Source organism: Streptomyces poriticola, assembly GCF_036689765.1.
Taxonomy (GTDB): Bacteria; Actinomycetota; Actinomycetes; order Streptomycetales; family Streptomycetaceae; genus Streptomyces; species Streptomyces poriticola.
In genome coordinates, this window is record NZ_JBAGKH010000034.1 from 30983 (window position 1) to 46680 (window position 15698).

Below are 15698 nucleotides of genomic sequence, written 5' to 3' on the forward strand. Positions count from 1 at the left end.
GCACCGCCCGGCGCCCGACGGCTCCCAGTCACGTCCGGGAGACCGGCGCGGGTCGAGCCCTGCATCCCGTTGTGTGCCCCACTCCGGTTCCGGGGGAGAGTCCGGCCCGGGCTCCACCGGCAGCACCCTCCCGGGGGCCGGCCGGGGGACGATCGAGGACCGCGGGACCGTGTCCGGGACCCTGAAGTCCTCACGTCCCCTCATGGCCGGACCAGGTCGCGCAGGTCGGCGAAGCGGCGGTCACCGATGCCGTTGACCTCGCGCAGCTCCTCGACCGAGCGGAAGCCACCGTGCCGGGTGCGGTGGTCGACGATGCGGCGGGCCAGCACCGGACCGACGCCGGGCAGCGTGTCGAGCTGGTCGGCCGTGGCCGTGTTCAGCGAGACCGGGGCGGCGGGTGCCGCGCCCGGCACGGCACCGCCCGGTCCCGCGACGGTCGCTCCCCCGGAGCCGACCACCGCACCGGAGGCGGGTACGCCGACGAGCACCTGCTCGCCGTCCACCAGGAAGCGGGCCCGGTTGAGACCGTCCGTCTCGGTGCCGGGGCGCACTCCGCCGGCGGCACGCAGGGCGTCCTCGACCCGGGAGCCGGCCGGGAGACGGTGCACTCCCGGCGAACGCACCTTGCCGCCGACGTCGACCACGATCTCGGCGCCCGGAGCGGCCGTGGGCTGCGGAGGGCCGACGGCCCCCGCAGTCGGCCCGGCCGCTGCTCCGGCCTCGTGACCCGGTGGGTCGTACGGCGCCGCAGCGCGCACCACTTCCGGTGCGCGCACCTGTTGAGGACGGCCGGTCCAGAAGTGCTGCACGGCGAACGCAGCGACGGCGACGAGGAGGACGGCGAGTGCGAGGACGCTGCGCCGCTCGAGCCCGCACCGCGCCTGCAGCCACAGCGGCATGCGCTCGCGCAGCGCAAGCCCGGCTCGCTGCCGCCAGGCCCCCGGGCCCCGGGCGGGCTCGCCATCCGTCCCCGAGTCCGGAGCCGGCTCGGCGGGCGCCCCCACGTGCCGAGCAGTCTCACCGAGCACTTCGGAACCCCGATCCACACCACCGGGCGAGACAGGCGCCCGTAAGCCCCGGGCTGACACGACAGAAGTCCCCAGGCCGCGGGCAGGCATCGCGGACGTCTCCGGGCCCCCCACCGCACCACCGAGCGACACAGACGTCCGGAAGCCCCGGGCAGACACCACAGACGACCCCAAGCCCCGAACCCGCACAGCAGACACCCCCCGATCCCGAACGGGCTCACCATGCATCCGCGCGTCCCGATCGGGCTCACCATGCGTCCCCGCATCCCGAACGGGCTCACCATGCATCCCCGCATCCCGATCAGACGCACCATGCGTCCCCGAACCCCGCTCGGGCACGGCGAGCGCCTCCGCGACCCGGCCAGGTGCCGCGGCCGGCGCCGTGTCCTCGGGCCGGGTTGTCAGCACAGCCGGCGCCCTCGCCTCGCGGAGCGAGGGAGCCCCCTCCCCGGCATCCCCACGGGACGCGCCGTCCCCGCCGTCCCCGCCGGACGCGCCGGACGCGCCGGACGCGCCGGACACAGCGGACGCGGCAGATGTACTGCACACCGCGGACGCGCCGGCCCCGCCGGGCACAGCAGACGCGCCGGACAACGCCGCGCCCCCGCCAGGCTCGAAGGTCGCCGCCGAACCCCGACCAGTCGCACCAGTTGGGCCAGTTGGACCGAGCAGCGCCCCACGCGCACCAACCGGACCAGGCGGCGCCCCACGCGCACCAACCGGACCGGGCGCCGCTGGTCCCCGCATCAGCGCGGCCGAGGCCCCCGTACCTGCGACGGTCCTGTCGTCGCGCTCGTCCCCCGGTGGTCCCGTGCCCGGCTCTGCCCAGCCGGCCGGGCGGTACCGGGGCCGTTCGGCGAAGAGGGTCTCGGCGCGGCGGCGCAGCTCGTCCGCGGATGCGCTGCGGCGGGACTGCCGGGCGCCCCCGCTGGGGCGGGCAGGCCGGCAACGGCGGTGACGGGTGCGGGTGTCGGACGCGGGGCCGCGGCCCGGGCCGCTGGTCGGGCCGGAGGTGCGGGTCAGTGATCGCAGTGCCATGCAGGGAGCATCGGACATCCGACGCGACCCGCGATGATCTTGGTGGATTCCCGGGGACTACCCGCCGGTTGTGGATATCTCCGTCACCCGAACGAGCGTCGGCGTGGTCTCAGCGAGCTGAGACCACCACCCCCAGCAGACCCGGGCCCGTGTGGGCCCCGATCACCGCTCCGACCTCGCTCACATGCAGGTCGGCCAGCTCGGGCAGCCGGGTCCGCAGCCGGTCCGCGAGGGCCGAGGCACGGTCGGGGGCGGCAAGGTGGTGGACGGCGATGTCGACCTCGGCGCCGCCGGCCCGGTCGGCGGCGATCTCCTCCAGGCGCGCGATCGCCTTGGACGCGGTCCGTACCTTCTCCAGAGGTTCGATCCGGCCCTCGCTCAGCTGCAGCAGCGGCTTCACGGCGAGCGCGGAGCCGAGCAGGGCCTGGGCCGCGCCGATCCGGCCGCCGCGGCGCAGATAGTCGAGGGTGTCGACGTAGAAGTAGGCCGAGGTGCCCGCGGCGCGTTTCTCCGCTGCCGTGACGGCCTCATCGATGGTGCCGCCGCTCTCCGCCGCTCCGGCCGCGGCGAGCGCGCAGAAGCCCAGCGCCATCGCGATCATCCCGGTGTCCACGACCCGCACGGGGATCCGCGCCTCGCGCGCGGCGACCACGGCGGCGTCGTAGGTGCCCGACAGCTCGGCGGAGAGGTGCAGGGAGACGATGCCGTCGGCGCCGGACGCGGCGATCCTGCGGTAGGTCTCGGCGAACTGCTCGGGGCTGGGGCGGGAGGTGGTGACCGGGTGCCGTTTCTGCAGGGCCTGGGCCAGGGAGCGGGTGGAGATCTCGGTGCCCTCCTCCAGGGCACGGTCGCCGAGGACCACGGTCAGCGGTACCGCGGTGATGCCATGGCGCTCCATCGTCCGGGCCGGAAGGTAGGCCGTTGAATCGGTGACGATAGCGACATGGCGGGACATGAGCTGGAGGTTACCTGCCGTAGCGCCCGTGCGGCAGCCCGGCCCCGTCACCGGCACCGCTTCACCACGGTCAGGTCGTGTTCTCCGGGCGGGCCTGCTTCTGCCAGGGGTAGGCGGGGCGCGGGTCGGGCGGGGTGATGGCGGGGCGGGCCGGCTCCTCCGCGGGGTGCGGCTGCTCGCCCTCCGGCCAGGTCTGGCGGCCCCTCCCCTCGTCGGCGGCGGGGGCCTCGGGCCAGGGCGGCGGGGTGGTGGCGGAATCCGTCCGTGTCCAGTGGCGCAGCGCGCCGGACTCGATGTCGATCTGGGCGCTCAGCGTGTCCAGGTCGTCGTCCGCGAAGCGGCGGGCCCGGTCACGGGCGGCCCAGCGCAGGGAGTCGGCGGCCTCGGTGACGCGCTCTGTGCGCTCTCGCAGCCCGGGGAGGCGCTCGGCGAGCCTTGCCTGGTCGGGCTCGGACTCCAGGCGCCGCAGCTCGGCGTCGAGTTCGTGGCCGTGGGCGCTGAGGCGCTGGAAGAGGGCGAGGGACTCCTTGAGGGACTCGTCCTCTCTCACGCCGGCGTGCAGCGCGTCCTGCGTGGCCCGCATCGAGGTGCGCAGTTTCAGCCGGAGTTGGGCCAGCTCGCCCGCGGGGCCGGGCTGGACGAGGGACTTGGCCCGCAGGGTGTGGTCCTCGACCGTGCGGCGGGCCTGGGTGATGTGGCGGTCGGCACTGCGCTTGGCCGCGCCGATCACCTTCACCGTGGCGTAGGCCCCGAGCGCGACGAGAAGGACGAAGAGCAGGGCAAGGACTGCGAACACTGCTTCCACGGCACTCCTCCTGTGGCACTCCGGCCGCCGCGCGGCACCCGTCGCGCCGCTCCTCCACGGTAAACGCAAAGGGCAGGTCCGGGGTTCCAGCCGGACCCCGAACCTGCCCGTAGGGGACTACCCCGAAGCCTCCGGTGCCGCCACCCGCAACCCGGCGCGGCCTCGGCGGCGATCAGGCCGGAACGATGTTCACCAGCTTCGGCGCCCGCACGATGACCTTGCGGATCCCGGCCCCGCCCAGCGCGGCCACGACCTTCTCGTCGGCCAGCGCGGCCTTCTCCAGGTCCCCCTCGGAGATGGACGGGGCGACCTCCAGTCGGGCCTTGACCTTGCCCTTGACCTGCACGACGCAGGTGACGGTCTCGTCGACCACGTAGGCCGGGTCGGCGACCGGGAAGTCCTGGTGCACCACGGAGTCGGTGTGGCCCAGCTTGCGCCACAGCTCCTCGGCGATGTGCGGGGCCAGCGGGGCGACCATCAGCACCAGCGCCTCGGCGACCGGGCGCGGCACCGGCCGGCCCGTCTTGGTCAGGTGGTTGTTCAGCTCCGTGACCTTGGCGATGGCGGTGTTGAACCGCATGCCCTCCAGGTCGCCGCGCACCCCGTCGATCGCCTTGTGCAGGGCCCGCAGCGCTGCCTCGTCCGGCTCCGCGTCGACGACGGTGACCTCGCCGGTCTCCTCGTCGACGATATTGCGCCACAGCCGCTGCAGGAGCCGGAACTGGCCCACCACCGCGCGTGTGTCCCACGGCCGGGAGACGTCCAGCGGGCCCATCGCCATCTCGTACAGGCGCAGCGTGTCGGCCCCGTACTCGGCGCAGATCTCGTCCGGGGTGACCGCGTTCTTCAGGGACTTGCCCATCTTGCCCAGCAGCCGCGTGACCTTCTCGCCCTGGTAGTAGTAGGCGCCGTCGCGCTCCTCCACCTCGGCGGCCGGTACCGCGATGCCCCGGGCGTCGCGGTAGACGTAGGCCTGGATCATGCCCTGGTTGAACAGCTTGTGGAACGGCTCCGCGGAGGAGACGTGCCCCAGGTCGAACAGGACCTTGGACCAGAACCGCGCGTACAGCAGGTGCAGCACGGCGTGTTCGGCGCCGCCGACGTACAGGTCGACACCGCCGTGCGGGCGGCCCTCGCGCGGGCCCATCCAGTACCGCTCGATCTCCGGGTCGACCAGCTTGCCGGAGTTGTGCGGGTCCAGGTAGCGCAGCTCGTACCAGCAGGAACCGGCCCAGTTGGGCATGGTGTTGGTCTCGCGGCGGTAGCGCTTCGGCCCGTCGCCCAGGTCCAGGGTGACGTCGACCCAGTCCTCGTTGCGCGACAGCGGAGTCTCCGGCTGGGTGTCGGCGTCGTCCGGGTCGAAGGTGCGCGGCGAGTAGTCCTCGACCTCGGGCAGTTCCAGCGGCAGCATCGACTCGGGCAGGGCGTGGGCGATGCCCTCCTCGTCGTAGACGATCGGGAAGGGCTCGCCCCAGTAGCGCTGCCGGCTGAACAGCCAGTCGCGCAGCCGGAAGTTGACGGTGCCCTCGCCGATGCCCTTGCGCTCCAGCCATTCGGTGATGCGCGCCTTGGCGTCGGTGATGCCCAGGCCGTCCAGGCTGACGTCGCCGCCGGAAGAGTTGACGATCCTCGCCTCGTACGACGAGAAGGCGTCGTCCCAGGTGGAGGTGTCCGTGCCACGCCCGTCGGTGGGCTCGACGACGCAGCGCACCGGCAGTTCGAAGGCGCGGGCGAAGGCGAAGTCTCGGCTGTCGTGCGCCGGGACGGCCATGATGGCGCCGGTGCCGTAGCCCGTCAGGACGTAGTCGGCGATGAAGACGGGGATCCGCTCGCCGTTGACGGGGTTGGTGGCGTACGCGCCGGTGAAGACGCCGGTCTTGTCCTTGGCCTCGGCCTGCCGCTCCACGTCGGACTTGGCGGCGGCCTGGGCGCGGTAGGCGGCGACGGCCTCGGCCGGGGTGGCGTGGCCGCCGGTCCACACCTGGTGGGTGCCCTCGGGCCAGGCGTCCGGGGTGAACTTCTCGACCAGCGGGTGCTCGGGGGCCAGCACCATGTAGGTGGCCCCGAACAGGGTGTCCTGGCGGGTGGTGAAGACCGTGATGTGCTCGCCGTCGATCGGGAAGTCGACCCGGGCGCCCTCGGAGCGGCCGATCCAGTTGCGCTGCTGCAGCTTGATCGCCTCGGGCCAGTCCAGCTCCTCCAGGTCGTCCAGCAGCCGGTCGGCGTAGGCGGTGATGCGCATGTTCCACTGGCGCAGCTTGGCCTTGAAGACCGGGAAGTTGCCGCGCTCGGAGCGGCCCTCGGCGGTGACCTCCTCGTTGGCCAGCACGGTGCCCAGGCCGGGGCACCAGTTGACCGGCGCGTCGGAGGCGTAGGCCAGGCGGTGCTCGCCCAGGACGTCGGCGCGCTCGCCCGCGGTCAGCTCGGTCCAGGTGCGCCCGCCGGGCACGGCGCGCTCACCGGACTCGAACTGGGCGACCAGCTCGGCGATCGGACGGGCCTTGCGGGCCTCCTCGTCGTACCAGGAGTTGAAGATCTGCAGGAAGATCCACTGGGTCCACTTGTAGTAGTCCGGGTCGATCGTGGCGAAGGACCGTCGCCTGTCGTGGCCCAGGCCCAGCCGGCGCAGCTGGGTCTGCATGTTCTTGATGTTGGCCTCGGTGGACACGCGGGGGTGCGTGCCGGTCTGCACGGCGTACTGCTCGGCGGGCAGGCCGAAGGCGTCGAAGCCCAGGGTGTGCAGGACGTTGTGGCCGGTCATCCGCTGGAAGCGGGCGAAGACGTCGGTGGCGATGTAGCCCAGCGGGTGGCCGACGTGCAGGCCCGCGCCCGAGGGGTACGGGAACATGTCCATGATGAACTTCTCGGGCCTGGCGACCGTCTCGGCGTCCCCCGCAAGGTCGCCGGTCGGGTTCGGCGCCGCGTACGTGCCGTGCGCGTCCCAGAAGTCCTGCCAGCGTGCCTCGATCTCGGCCGCCGTCGCAGCCGTGTAGCGGTGCGGCGCGGCATCCGCCGGCACGCCGGCGGCGGCAGCGGGGTTCGTCTCGCTCATGATCCTCAAAGCTCCATCGATCGTCTCTGCCTGCGGCTGCGACTTTCCGGAAATGAAAAATCCCCTCGCACAGGAGGGGACGCCGCGCCGATTCCGACCATCCGGAGCGCCGGCGGTCGGGACTGATCAGCGCGGCTCGCTAAGCAGAAGGCGTACGGCACGCATGGCGTCAGGGTACAGCAGTCGCCTCGCGGGCGGCGACGGACTACCGGCGGACCGCCCCGGCCCCTGTTCGGCGCGCTCACCAGGAAAGACCTGAATGTTGTTCAAAGGTTACTTCGCGTAACGACCCCTAAGGGGCATCACACCGGCCACACTGCCGTTTGATAACAGCGCAATAACTCAAACCTCGTATCCCATGGGTATGGCTCGACCTAGAGTGCGACAGCGGGACCGCTTTCCCGAACCGCTCGGAGTCGCCCCATGAACCCTCCCCGCAGTACCCCACCGCTCACACCCCGCGTCACGACGTGGGGAGGTGCGCCGTGACAACCGCAGACGGCGTTGCGGAGACGACGAACAACAGCACCCTGGACACCTACTTCGCGGAGTTCCTCAATTTCGGCGCGGGGGTCCTCTCGCTCGTCCTGCTCAGCTGCTCGGTGATCTGGGGGCTCGTCGCGCAGGACCGGATCCTCCTGGACACCCGCCGGCGGATCATGGCGCAGGCGGTGCACCGGATCACGGCGATCGGCTCGATCGTCTTCCTCCTGGTGCACATCGGGGTCAAGCTGGCCCTGGAGCACACCACGTGGGTCGCCGCGGTGATCCCCTTCGGGCTGCTGGCCACGGACTCCGAGGAGTTCGCCAGCCGGGAGGTGCTCATCGGCTTCGGCACCCTGGCCAGCCTGATGATGCTCTTCGTGGGTGTCACCGGAGCCCTGCGCAACCGCTTCGCCGCCCCGGCGCTGATCGCCTCCCGCTGGCGCGCCATGCACATGCTGGCCTATCCGGCCTGGTGTTTCGCCCTCCTGCACGGAATCTACGCGGGTCGCGCGGCGGCGCCGGTCTTCGTGATCCTCTACGGACTGTCCGTGCTCGGAGTGATGGCGGCCCTGGCGCTGCGCGCCGCACCCAGCCCGGTCAAGCGCAAGGTCGCCGACGCTCTGGGCGAGCTGACCGGCGGCCGGGAGCGGCAGGTCCGCGAGGAGCTGGAGGAGAGCCGGGCCCGCGCCGCGGCCGGTGCCGGCCTGCCGGGCTACGAGCAGCTGCCGGGCGGCTACGAGAACCAGTGGGCCGCGGCCCCCCCGCGCCCGCGGTTCGAGCCGTCGGAGCGCCCCCAGGCCCCCGGGCAACCCGCGGGCGGCTTCGCCGCGGCCTACCGGGCGGTGTCCGGTCCCACGCGCGCGCGGCAGTCCCTCGCGGCCGAGCAGACCGCACGTATGGAGCTGCCGAACGACCTGCGGCCCACCGAGCCGACGGACCGGATCGACGGCGGCGGCAGCACCTCGGGCAGCTGGCCGGTCCCGTCCCCGCCACCGGTCGGCGAGGCACCTCCGTCGGCCTACGACCCGCTCAACGACACGGGTCAGTCGATCCCGCCCTACGACCCGCTCAACGACACCGGCCAGGGGATCCCTGCCTACGACCCGCTCAACGACACCGGCCAGGGAATCCCGGCCTACGGGTCCCCGGGCAGCTACGGCTCCGGGGGAGCCTCCGGCTACGGGTCGAGTGATGTGTACGACACCGGTGAGACGAACGCGGCGTATGACACGTACTACCCGAACGACACGTACAACAGCGGTCCCGCCACCGAAACGACACCCGGCGCGTCCTACGACTTCGACGCGCCGGGTTCGGGCGAACCTTGGAACACGCCTTCCGGAGGCTTGAAGTGAACGAGGCCCTGCCCGACGTACCCGAAGTCCGCGTGGTCGGCCTTCCCCAGCTCACGTCGGGCTTCGACCTTGTCGAACGACTGGATCTGCCCATGCACCTGAAGGTGCACGGGCCACTGGAACCGATGGGCGGCGAGCAGCTCGCGCAGCTCGCCGACCGGATCAACCTCAGGGGCCGCGGCGGCGCCGGCTTCCCCTTTCACAAGAAGCTGCGCTCCGTCGCCGAGTCCGCGATCAAACGCGGGGTACGGCCGGTCGTCGTGGTCAACGGCAGCGAGGACGAACCGGCCTGCCGCAAGGACACGGTGCTGATCAACCGCGCCCCGCATCTCATCCTGGACGGCGCGCTGCTGTGCGCCGAGGCCCTGGGTGCCCGCACGCTCGTGGTGGGGGTCACCCGGGAGTCCACCCAGCGCTCCATGGAGGCCGCGCTCTCCGAACGCGGGCTGAGCAACGGCCGCCGGTCCGCTCTCCGCGCGCGCGTGCAGCGCAACCCGGTGCGCATGGTCACCGGCGCGGCGGCCTCGCTGATCCGCTCCATCGACGGCGGCCCGGCGATCCCGCCCGGCCGCAAGATCAGCGCCTCGAAGAGCGGCGTCGGGGGCGCACCGACCCTGCTGTCCAACGCCGAGACCTTCGCCCAGCTGGCCATCGCCGCCCGGATCGGCCCGGAGCGGTACGGCAACACCGGCCTGTACGACGAGCCGGGCACCGTGATGCTCACGGTCTCGGGCGCGGTCACCCGGCCCATGGTGATCGAGGTCCCCACGGGGGTGCCGCTGCGCTACGTCCTGCAGCTCGCCGGCGCGCCGCCGATGCCGCAGGGTGTGCTGACCGGCGGCTACCACGGCAAGTGGATCGACGCGGCGACCGCCAACGACGCGGTGGTCTCCCGCAACTCGCTGGACGCGGTGGGCGCTTCGCTCGGCGCGGGCGCGATCCTGCCGATCAGTCAGGACACCTGCCCGCTGGGCGAGTCGCTTCGGGTGGCGCAGTGGCTGGCGGAGGAGAGCGCGGGCCAGTGCGGCCCCTGCTACCTCGGGCTGCCGGCCGCGGCGCGCGGTATGGAGGACATCCTCAACGGCGGCGGGCCGGCCGCTCTGGAGGCGCTCAAGCAGGTCGCCAAGAACGTCAAACGGCGCGGGGCCTGCTCGCACCCGGACGGTTCGGCGATGTTCCTGGAGTCGACCGTCAAGGCGTTCACCGACGACCTGGCCGCCCATGTCCTCGGCAACGGCTGCGGGCGGCCCGTCCACGGCGTGCTGCCCCTCTTCGAGGGGGGCAGGGCCCCGACGGGAATCCCGGGCGGCGGAGCGGCCGGGGAGAACGGCCCCAGCGGCCAGAAGATCTACGTCGACTGGACCCTGTGCCGGGGGCACGGCCTGTGCGCGGACATCCTCCCGGAGGTGTTCGAGCTGGGCGCCGACGGCTTCCCGACGGTCGCCCAGGCGGACGTGCCGAGCTACGCGGAGGCGAAGGCGCTGCGCGCGGTGCGCCGTTGCCCGGCGCTGGCCCTGCGGCTCGAGGAGGAAACGCGCGGGCAGGCGCCCTCCCGCAGCAACCTGCCGGTGCTCTCCCAGGGCCGGGGCCGCCGCGCTCTCGGGCGCTGAGCGGAACGGGCCGGCGGAGCGGCCCGTGCGGAACAGGTCGGCCGGCCGTAGGGGTCGGCCGGCCGACGCGAGCGGCCGACCGAACGTGCGGAGCGGCTGATCGCGAAGGCCGGGAACACGCAGAGATCCCCCAGGTCGTGCTACCCGGGGGATCTTCTCTGTGGAGCTTCTGTGGAGCTAAGGAGAATTGAACTCCTGACCTCTTGCATGCCATGCAAGCGCTCTACCAACTGAGCTATAGCCCCTTGCTGTGGTCCGCCCGGTTTCCCTGGCGGCGACGCCAACATTACACGGTCCCCCCGGCCGCACACCAAATCGTTTCCGTTCTGTCCGGTTTGCGAGCGGCGCCGGTCACCTCCGGTACGGGTTCAGGCCGTGACGAACGAGTAGAACCGCTTGAGCGTGCAGTGCTCCTCGAGCAGCCGGCCGTAGATCGGCTCGCCCTCGAGCTCGCGGTACGTCTCGATGGGGTCGCCTTTTATGATCAGCGCTCGCGCACACTCCTCGCACCAGTACTGGTACTCGGGATTGAGCGGTTCCATGTCGCGGACGATCGGCGTACCGCTGCCGCACCAGTCGCACTTTCGCCTGTGTGCACCCATCGATCAGCTCCAGCTGTGCCCGCAGGCGGTGCACACGTACGAGATTCCGCCGTTGTCACCGAGGACTTGGGCGACATGTGCGGAACCGCAGGAAGGGCAGCGGAGGCGGGTGGTCGTGTTCCGTGTCATCACCGCACCGAGGAGGCCGTCGACCTCCTCGAGGATGCTCGCAGGCATCGCTACTCCCTCCCATCGGGCCGCGCCCCCTTCCGGCCGTTTGATTCTGCCACGACCGGACCGACACGGTCAGCGACGCCTCAGTACCAGTCAGGCCACGGCGTCCGTGCCGAGCCCCACCGATCGATACGGCCGCCGACGGCGGACTGCTCAACCGGGAGCAACGAAAAATCCCGCCCCCTGAGGGGGACGGGATTCGTCCGTGGAGCTAAGGAGAATTGAACTCCTGACCTCTTGCATGCCATGCAAGCGCTCTACCAACTGAGCTATAGCCCCTGGCTGGTGTTCTTCCCGCTCGGCGGGGCGAACAAGAAGAACTTTAGCCTGCGACCTGCCGGAAAGTGAAATCGAGCCGCCCGGCCCGCCCGCGCCGCTCAGTCGTCGTCGCCGAGGACCGGCTCCGGGAGGGTGCCGGCGTTGTGCTCCAGCAGGCGCCAGCCGCGGGCGCCCTCGCCGAGCACGGACCAGCAGCAGTTGGTCAGCCCGCCCAGGCTCTCCCAGCTGCTCGGATCCAGGCCGAGGAGGCGGCCGATGGTGGTGCGGATGGTGCCGCCGTGGCTGGCCACGACGAGCGTGCCGTCCTCGGGAAGTTTCTCGGCGTGCCGCAGCACGACGGGGGCGGCGCGGTCGGCGACTTCGGTCTCCAGCTCGCCGCCGCCGCGGCGGACCGGCTCGCCGCGCTTCCACGCCGCGTACTCGTCGCCGTACCGGGCGATGATCTCGTCGTGGGTCAGGCCCTGCCAGACGCCGGCGTAGGTCTCGCGCAGGGACTCGTCGACGGTCACCTCCAGGGCGGTGAGCGCGGCCAGCTCGGCGGCGGTGTGCGCGGCCCGCTCCAGGTCGGAGGCGATGATCGCGTCGGGCTGCAGACCGGCGAGCAGCCGGGCCGCGCGGCGGGCCTGGGCGAGGCCGGTCTCGGTGAGCGGGACGTCCGTGCTGCCCTGGAAGCGGCGCTCCACGTTCCAGGAGGTCTGGCCGTGCCGCCACAGGATGATGCGCCGGCCGCGGCCCGGCCGCCCGACGGCGACCTCGCCGGTGGCGCTCATCGCCAGTCCCCGTCCGCCTGCGCGGCCTCCTCGGCGGCCTGCTGCCGGGCGTGCTCCTCGGCCCTGCCACGCGTGGCCTCGGCGTCGGCGGGCAGCTCGAGCTCGGGGCAGTCCTTCCAGAGCCGCTCCAGGGCGTAGAACACCCGCTCCTCGCTGTGCTGGACGTGGACGACGATGTCGACGTAGTCGAGCAGCACCCAGCGGGCCTCGCGGTCGCCCTCGCGGCGCACCGGCTTGGCGCCGAGCTCCTTGCTGAGGCGTTCCTCGATCTCGTCGACGATGGCCTTGACCTGGCGGTCGTTGGGGGCGGAGGCCAGCAGGAAGGCGTCCGTGATCGACAGCACGTCGCTGACGTCGTAGGCGATGACGTCGTGCGCCAGCTTGTCGGCGGCGGCCTGGGCGGCGGTGTTGATGAGTTGCAGAGAGCGGTCGGTCGCGGTCACTACGAGGCTTTCGGTCGACGGGCGTTTGCCCCCAAGGGTCTCACGACCGCCGACCGCGCCCCACGTGATTACCGTCGGCTACGACGACGGCTCGTAGTCCTGTCCGAGGACCACGGCGACGTCCGCGTTCGCGGGGACCTCGCCCTGGGCGACGGCTTCGGCGGGCAGGCCCAGCGTCTTGGCCACCTGGACCGCGTCCTCCTTGGCGCCCTCGTCGCCGTAGACGACCTCGGAGCTGCCCTGGGCCGCGCCGGCGGTGCCGCCCTGGAGGACGGTGAACCCGCCGTTGAGGAGGACCACCCGTGCCTTGCCGGTGCTGTCCTCGTCACCGGTGGCGTTGCGCACCGAGACGCTGACCGCGGCGTCCGGGTCGGGGCTCTTCGCGGTGCCGCCGAGCACGTCCTTGACGACCGACGCGGAGGCCTCGGCGCTCAGGGTGCCGTCGTCCTGGACGGGCAGCAGGGCGGTGTCGTGGTCGCCGCCCTTGGCCAGGTCGGCGAGCGAGGCCAGGAAGGCGCCGAGGTCCTTGTCGGTCAGCGGCGGGTCGAGCACCTGCCCGAGGGTCTGGACGGTCAGCGTGGCCGCGTCCGGGTCGGACGAGAGTTTGCGCAGCACCCCGTGCAGGACCTGCCCGAACCGCTCCAGCTGGGCGTTCTGTGCCTCGCCGGAGCCCCGGTGGGTGGCGTAGGCGACGGCCGCCTTGCCGCTGAGCGTCTGGTTCTCGCCCTTGCGGACGAGCGGGGCGGCGCCCTTGCCCTCGGCCTCCGGGTCGGGGACGTCGGCGTCGGCGTCGACCTCGATGTTGCCGACCAGGTCGACCAGGATCTGCAGGAAGGGGGTGTCCAGCCGCCAGGTGCCCTCGATGTCGGTGCCGAGCGCCGAGTTCAGCGAGGTGCGGGTGGCGTCCGGTCCGGCCTCGTCGACCGACTCGGCGAGCGTGGCTGCGGTCCCGTCGTCGGCGGTCACGGCGAGTGAGTTGGGAATCAGAACGGTGGTGCCGCGCTGGGTGGTGGTGTTGTCGACGAGCAGCGCGGTGGTGGTGCCGCCGCCCTTGGTGTCGTGCAGGTGGACCACGAGCACGTCCCGCTTCTGGGCGCCCGCGGCCGTCGTGCCCTGGGACTTCCCGTCCGACGACGACAGTCCGGGCAGCTTGCCCGCGTACCAGAGGTAGCCGACGCCACCGGCCGCGACCAGGGCCAGTACGACGGCCAGCGCGATCACCCGCGCGCGTGCACGCCGCTTGGCCTCCTCACGGCGCTCGGTGCGGTTCTCGGTGAACTTCAGCCAGTCGATGACGTCCTCGGAGTCGCCGTCCGGCTCCTCGACGAAGGCGAACTGCTCGGTGCGGTGGTCGGGCTCGTGGTGGTCGGGCTGGTGGTGGTCGGGCTGGTGGTGGTCGGGCTCGTCGGCGGCCGGGTCCGATCCGGCCGGACGGGTGTCCCGGCCCTCGGGCGGGCCGGCCTGCTGGGGGACGTGGGCGGTCTGCGGCTGCTGGGCGGTGCCGTAGGTGCCGTGGGAGGTGTAGGTGTCGTGGGAGGTGTAGGACGTGTACGAGCCCGGTGCGTCCGGTGAGCCGTAGGGGTCGTACGCGGGCGATGCCGGCGACGCGGGCTGCCGGACGTCTCCCGTGGCGTACGGGTCGTGGGCGTAATCCTGCTGTCCGTGCGCGTAGCCGCCCGCTCCGTGTCCGCCCGCACCGTGCGCGCCCGGTTCCTGTGCGTACGCGGCGGGTACCGACCCGTGTCCCTGCTGCTGGGCGTAGGGGTCGTACGGCTGCTGCTGGGCGTAGGGGTCGTACGGCTGCTGCTGGGCGGGCTGTGCCGGGACCTGGCGGTACACAGGCCGGCCGTACTCGTCGTAGCCGACGAGCTCGTACGGGGCGCCGTCCCCGTAGCCCGCGTCGTATCGGTCGTTCACCGGTGCCCCTCTCGGCTCACTCGCCGCGGTACAGCTGGCGCTTGTCGATGTAGCGCACGACTCCGTCCGGCACCAGATACCAGATGGGGTCGCCCTTGGCGACTCTCGCACGGCAGTCCGTGGAGGAGATGGCCAGGGCGGGAACCTCGATGAGCGAGACACCGCCCTCCGGGAGACCGGAGTCGTCGAGGTGGTGGCCGGGCCGGGTGACGCCGATGAAGTGCGCGAGGGAGAACAGCTCCTCGCTGTCGCGCCAGGTGAGGATCTGACCGAGGGCGTCGGCGCCGGTGATGAAGAAGAGATCGGTGTCGGGGTTAAGCGCGCGCAGGTCGCGCAGCGTGTCCACGGTGTACGTCGGGCCGCCGCGGTCGATGTCGATGCGGCTCACGGAGAACTGCGGGTTCTCGGCGGTGGCGATGACCGTCATCAGATAGCGGTCCTCGGCCGCGGAGACCCTGCGGTGGCTCTTCTGCCAGGGCTGCCCGGTGGGGACGAACACCACCTCGTCCAGGTGGAACTGGGCGGCGACCTCGCTGGCCGCCACCAGGTGCCCGTGGTGGATCGGGTCGAAGGTGCCGCCCATGACGCCCAGGCGGCGCTTGCCCGGCCGCGACGGGCCGGTGCCGGGGCCGGTAGGCATGTCCTGCTCTCCCATGCGTGCAGACCCTACCGGCCCGGTCCCGGAGCTCCGGCCGCCAGGACCCGTCCCCCCGGCCGTCCGCGGCTCAGCGGTCGCGGTTGAAGCGGGTGGTGATCCACAGCAGGAGCATCAGGACGACGAACGCGCCGACGCCGGTGACGTAGGGGTTGAGGCTCTCGTGGTTGCCGCCGTGTTCCCCGCCGCTCTCGGAGGCAACGGTGACCAGCTGGGCGGCGGCGCTGTGCAGCATCATCTTCGGCAGGACCTATCAGGTGTGGGCGGGACAAGGACGTCGGCTCATCGTATGCGGGCCCGGTACGGGCGATCACGCCGACTCCGCCGTCGGGGACGGCGCGGGGAACCTTCCGACGGGCTCGGTCGTCTTCCGCTTGTAGCCGTGCAGCAGGTGCCCCGGTGCGCGCCGCGGGCCGCGGCCTCGGCGAACGGGCCGGCGCAGGGACCGCACGGGGCTGTGCACTGCCCGTCCCCGGCGTCTTCCGCCTAGGCTGGGCACTGCTTCGGGGGCACGAAGAAGAGACAGAGA

13 protein-coding genes and 2 tRNA genes are annotated in these 15698 nt (G+C 72.2%); 2 read left to right on the forward strand and 13 right to left on the reverse strand.

Features of this window, described 5'->3' with window-relative positions:
* Positions 1–200: 200 nt before the first annotated feature.
* The 4 genes from V5O46_RS27790 to leuS form a co-directional block, all read right to left on the reverse strand.
* Positions 201–1316, reverse strand: coding sequence for a helix-hairpin-helix domain-containing protein (locus V5O46_RS27790; RefSeq protein WP_408649072.1), 1116 nt, complete (start codon positions 1314–1316; stop codon positions 201–203).
* 859 nt (positions 1317–2175) lie between these two features.
* Positions 2176–3021: a DegV family protein gene (locus V5O46_RS27795; RefSeq protein ID WP_332887464.1), complete on the reverse strand. Its 846-nt coding sequence runs from the start codon at positions 3019–3021 to the stop codon at positions 2176–2178.
* A 70-nt stretch (positions 3022–3091) separates the two neighbouring features.
* A complete protein-coding gene (locus V5O46_RS27800; RefSeq protein WP_332887465.1) occupies positions 3092–3826 on the reverse strand; it encodes a hypothetical protein in 735 nt (244 codons plus the stop codon).
* A gap of 172 nt (positions 3827–3998) precedes the next feature.
* Positions 3999–6878, reverse strand: a complete 2880-nt coding sequence (leuS, locus tag V5O46_RS27805; RefSeq protein ID WP_332887466.1) for a leucine--tRNA ligase — start codon at positions 6876–6878, stop codon at positions 3999–4001.
* 485 nt (positions 6879–7363) lie between these two features.
* On the opposite strand from leuS, the gene V5O46_RS27810 reads away from it, so the two are divergent.
* Together V5O46_RS27810 and V5O46_RS27815 are read left to right on the forward strand one after the other, a co-directional pair.
* On the forward strand, positions 7364–8719 hold the full coding sequence (locus tag V5O46_RS27810) for a ferric reductase-like transmembrane domain-containing protein (RefSeq protein ID WP_332887467.1): 1356 nt from the start codon (positions 7364–7366) through the stop codon (positions 8717–8719).
* Positions 8716–10329 (forward strand): NADH-ubiquinone oxidoreductase-F iron-sulfur binding region domain-containing protein, encoded by a 1614-nt coding sequence (locus tag V5O46_RS27815; RefSeq protein WP_332887468.1) that lies wholly within the window; start codon positions 8716–8718, stop codon positions 10327–10329. The genes V5O46_RS27810 and V5O46_RS27815 overlap by 4 nt, the downstream gene beginning before the upstream one ends.
* Positions 10330–10501: 172 nt before the next feature.
* On the opposite strand, the gene V5O46_RS27820 is transcribed toward V5O46_RS27815, so the two are convergent.
* From V5O46_RS27820 to V5O46_RS27860, 9 genes are all read right to left on the reverse strand, one after another.
* Positions 10502–10574: transfer RNA gene (locus tag V5O46_RS27820), tRNA-Ala, on the reverse strand.
* A 123-nt stretch (positions 10575–10697) separates the two neighbouring features.
* The gene (locus tag V5O46_RS27825; protein ID WP_004988233.1) at positions 10698–10931 is read right to left on the reverse strand and encodes a hypothetical protein; all 234 of its coding nucleotides are present in this window, start codon (positions 10929–10931) and stop codon (positions 10698–10700) included.
* A 3-nt stretch (positions 10932–10934) separates the two neighbouring features.
* Positions 10935–11108 (reverse strand): hypothetical protein, encoded by a 174-nt coding sequence (locus V5O46_RS27830; protein WP_332887469.1) that lies wholly within the window; start codon positions 11106–11108, stop codon positions 10935–10937.
* A gap of 203 nt (positions 11109–11311) precedes the next feature.
* Positions 11312–11384: transfer RNA gene (locus tag V5O46_RS27835), tRNA-Ala, on the reverse strand.
* Positions 11385–11482: 98 nt separating this feature from the next.
* Positions 11483–12154, reverse strand: coding sequence for a histidine phosphatase family protein (locus tag V5O46_RS27840; protein ID WP_332887470.1), 672 nt, complete (start codon positions 12152–12154; stop codon positions 11483–11485).
* A complete protein-coding gene (gene rsfS / locus V5O46_RS27845; RefSeq protein WP_332887471.1) occupies positions 12151–12597 on the reverse strand; it encodes a ribosome silencing factor in 447 nt (148 codons plus the stop codon). The genes V5O46_RS27840 and rsfS overlap by 4 nt, the downstream gene beginning before the upstream one ends.
* 78 nt (positions 12598–12675) lie before the next feature.
* Positions 12676–14514 carry a LytR C-terminal domain-containing protein gene (locus tag V5O46_RS27850; protein ID WP_332887472.1) on the reverse strand — a complete coding sequence of 613 codons (1839 nt, stop codon included), beginning with the start codon at positions 14512–14514 and terminating at the stop codon, positions 12676–12678.
* Between the two features lie 16 nt (positions 14515–14530).
* On the reverse strand, positions 14531–15169 hold the full coding sequence (nadD, locus tag V5O46_RS27855) for a nicotinate-nucleotide adenylyltransferase (RefSeq protein WP_332887473.1): 639 nt from the start codon (positions 15167–15169) through the stop codon (positions 14531–14533).
* 70 nt (positions 15170–15239) lie between these two features.
* The gene (locus V5O46_RS27860) at positions 15240–15407 is read right to left on the reverse strand and encodes a hypothetical protein (RefSeq protein ID WP_332887474.1); all 168 of its coding nucleotides are present in this window, start codon (positions 15405–15407) and stop codon (positions 15240–15242) included.
* Between the last annotated feature and the right edge of the window lie 291 nt (positions 15408–15698).

What these genes read in the sequence shown, in the direction of transcription:
- V5O46_RS27790 (WP_408649072.1), bottom strand. Translation starts at nt 1,316, where the DNA reads ATGCATGGTGAGCCCGTTCGGGATGCGGGGACGCATGGTGAGCCCGAT.
- V5O46_RS27830 (WP_332887469.1), bottom strand. Translation starts at nt 11,108, where the DNA reads ATGCCTGCGAGCATCCTCGAGGAGGTCGACGGCCTCCTCGGTGCGGTG.
- V5O46_RS27840 (WP_332887470.1), bottom strand. Translation starts at nt 12,154, where the DNA reads ATGAGCGCCACCGGCGAGGTCGCCGTCGGGCGGCCGGGCCGCGGCCGG.
- leuS (WP_332887466.1), bottom strand. Translation starts at nt 6,878, where the DNA reads ATGAGCGAGACGAACCCCGCTGCCGCCGCCGGCGTGCCGGCGGATGCC.
- V5O46_RS27825 (WP_004988233.1), bottom strand. Translation starts at nt 10,931, where the DNA reads ATGGGTGCACACAGGCGAAAGTGCGACTGGTGCGGCAGCGGTACGCCG.
- V5O46_RS27860 (WP_332887474.1), bottom strand. Translation starts at nt 15,407, where the DNA reads ATGATGCTGCACAGCGCCGCCGCCCAGCTGGTCACCGTTGCCTCCGAG.
- nadD (WP_332887473.1), bottom strand. Translation starts at nt 15,169, where the DNA reads ATGGGAGAGCAGGACATGCCTACCGGCCCCGGCACCGGCCCGTCGCGG.
- V5O46_RS27795 (WP_332887464.1), bottom strand. Translation starts at nt 3,021, where the DNA reads ATGTCCCGCCATGTCGCTATCGTCACCGATTCAACGGCCTACCTTCCG.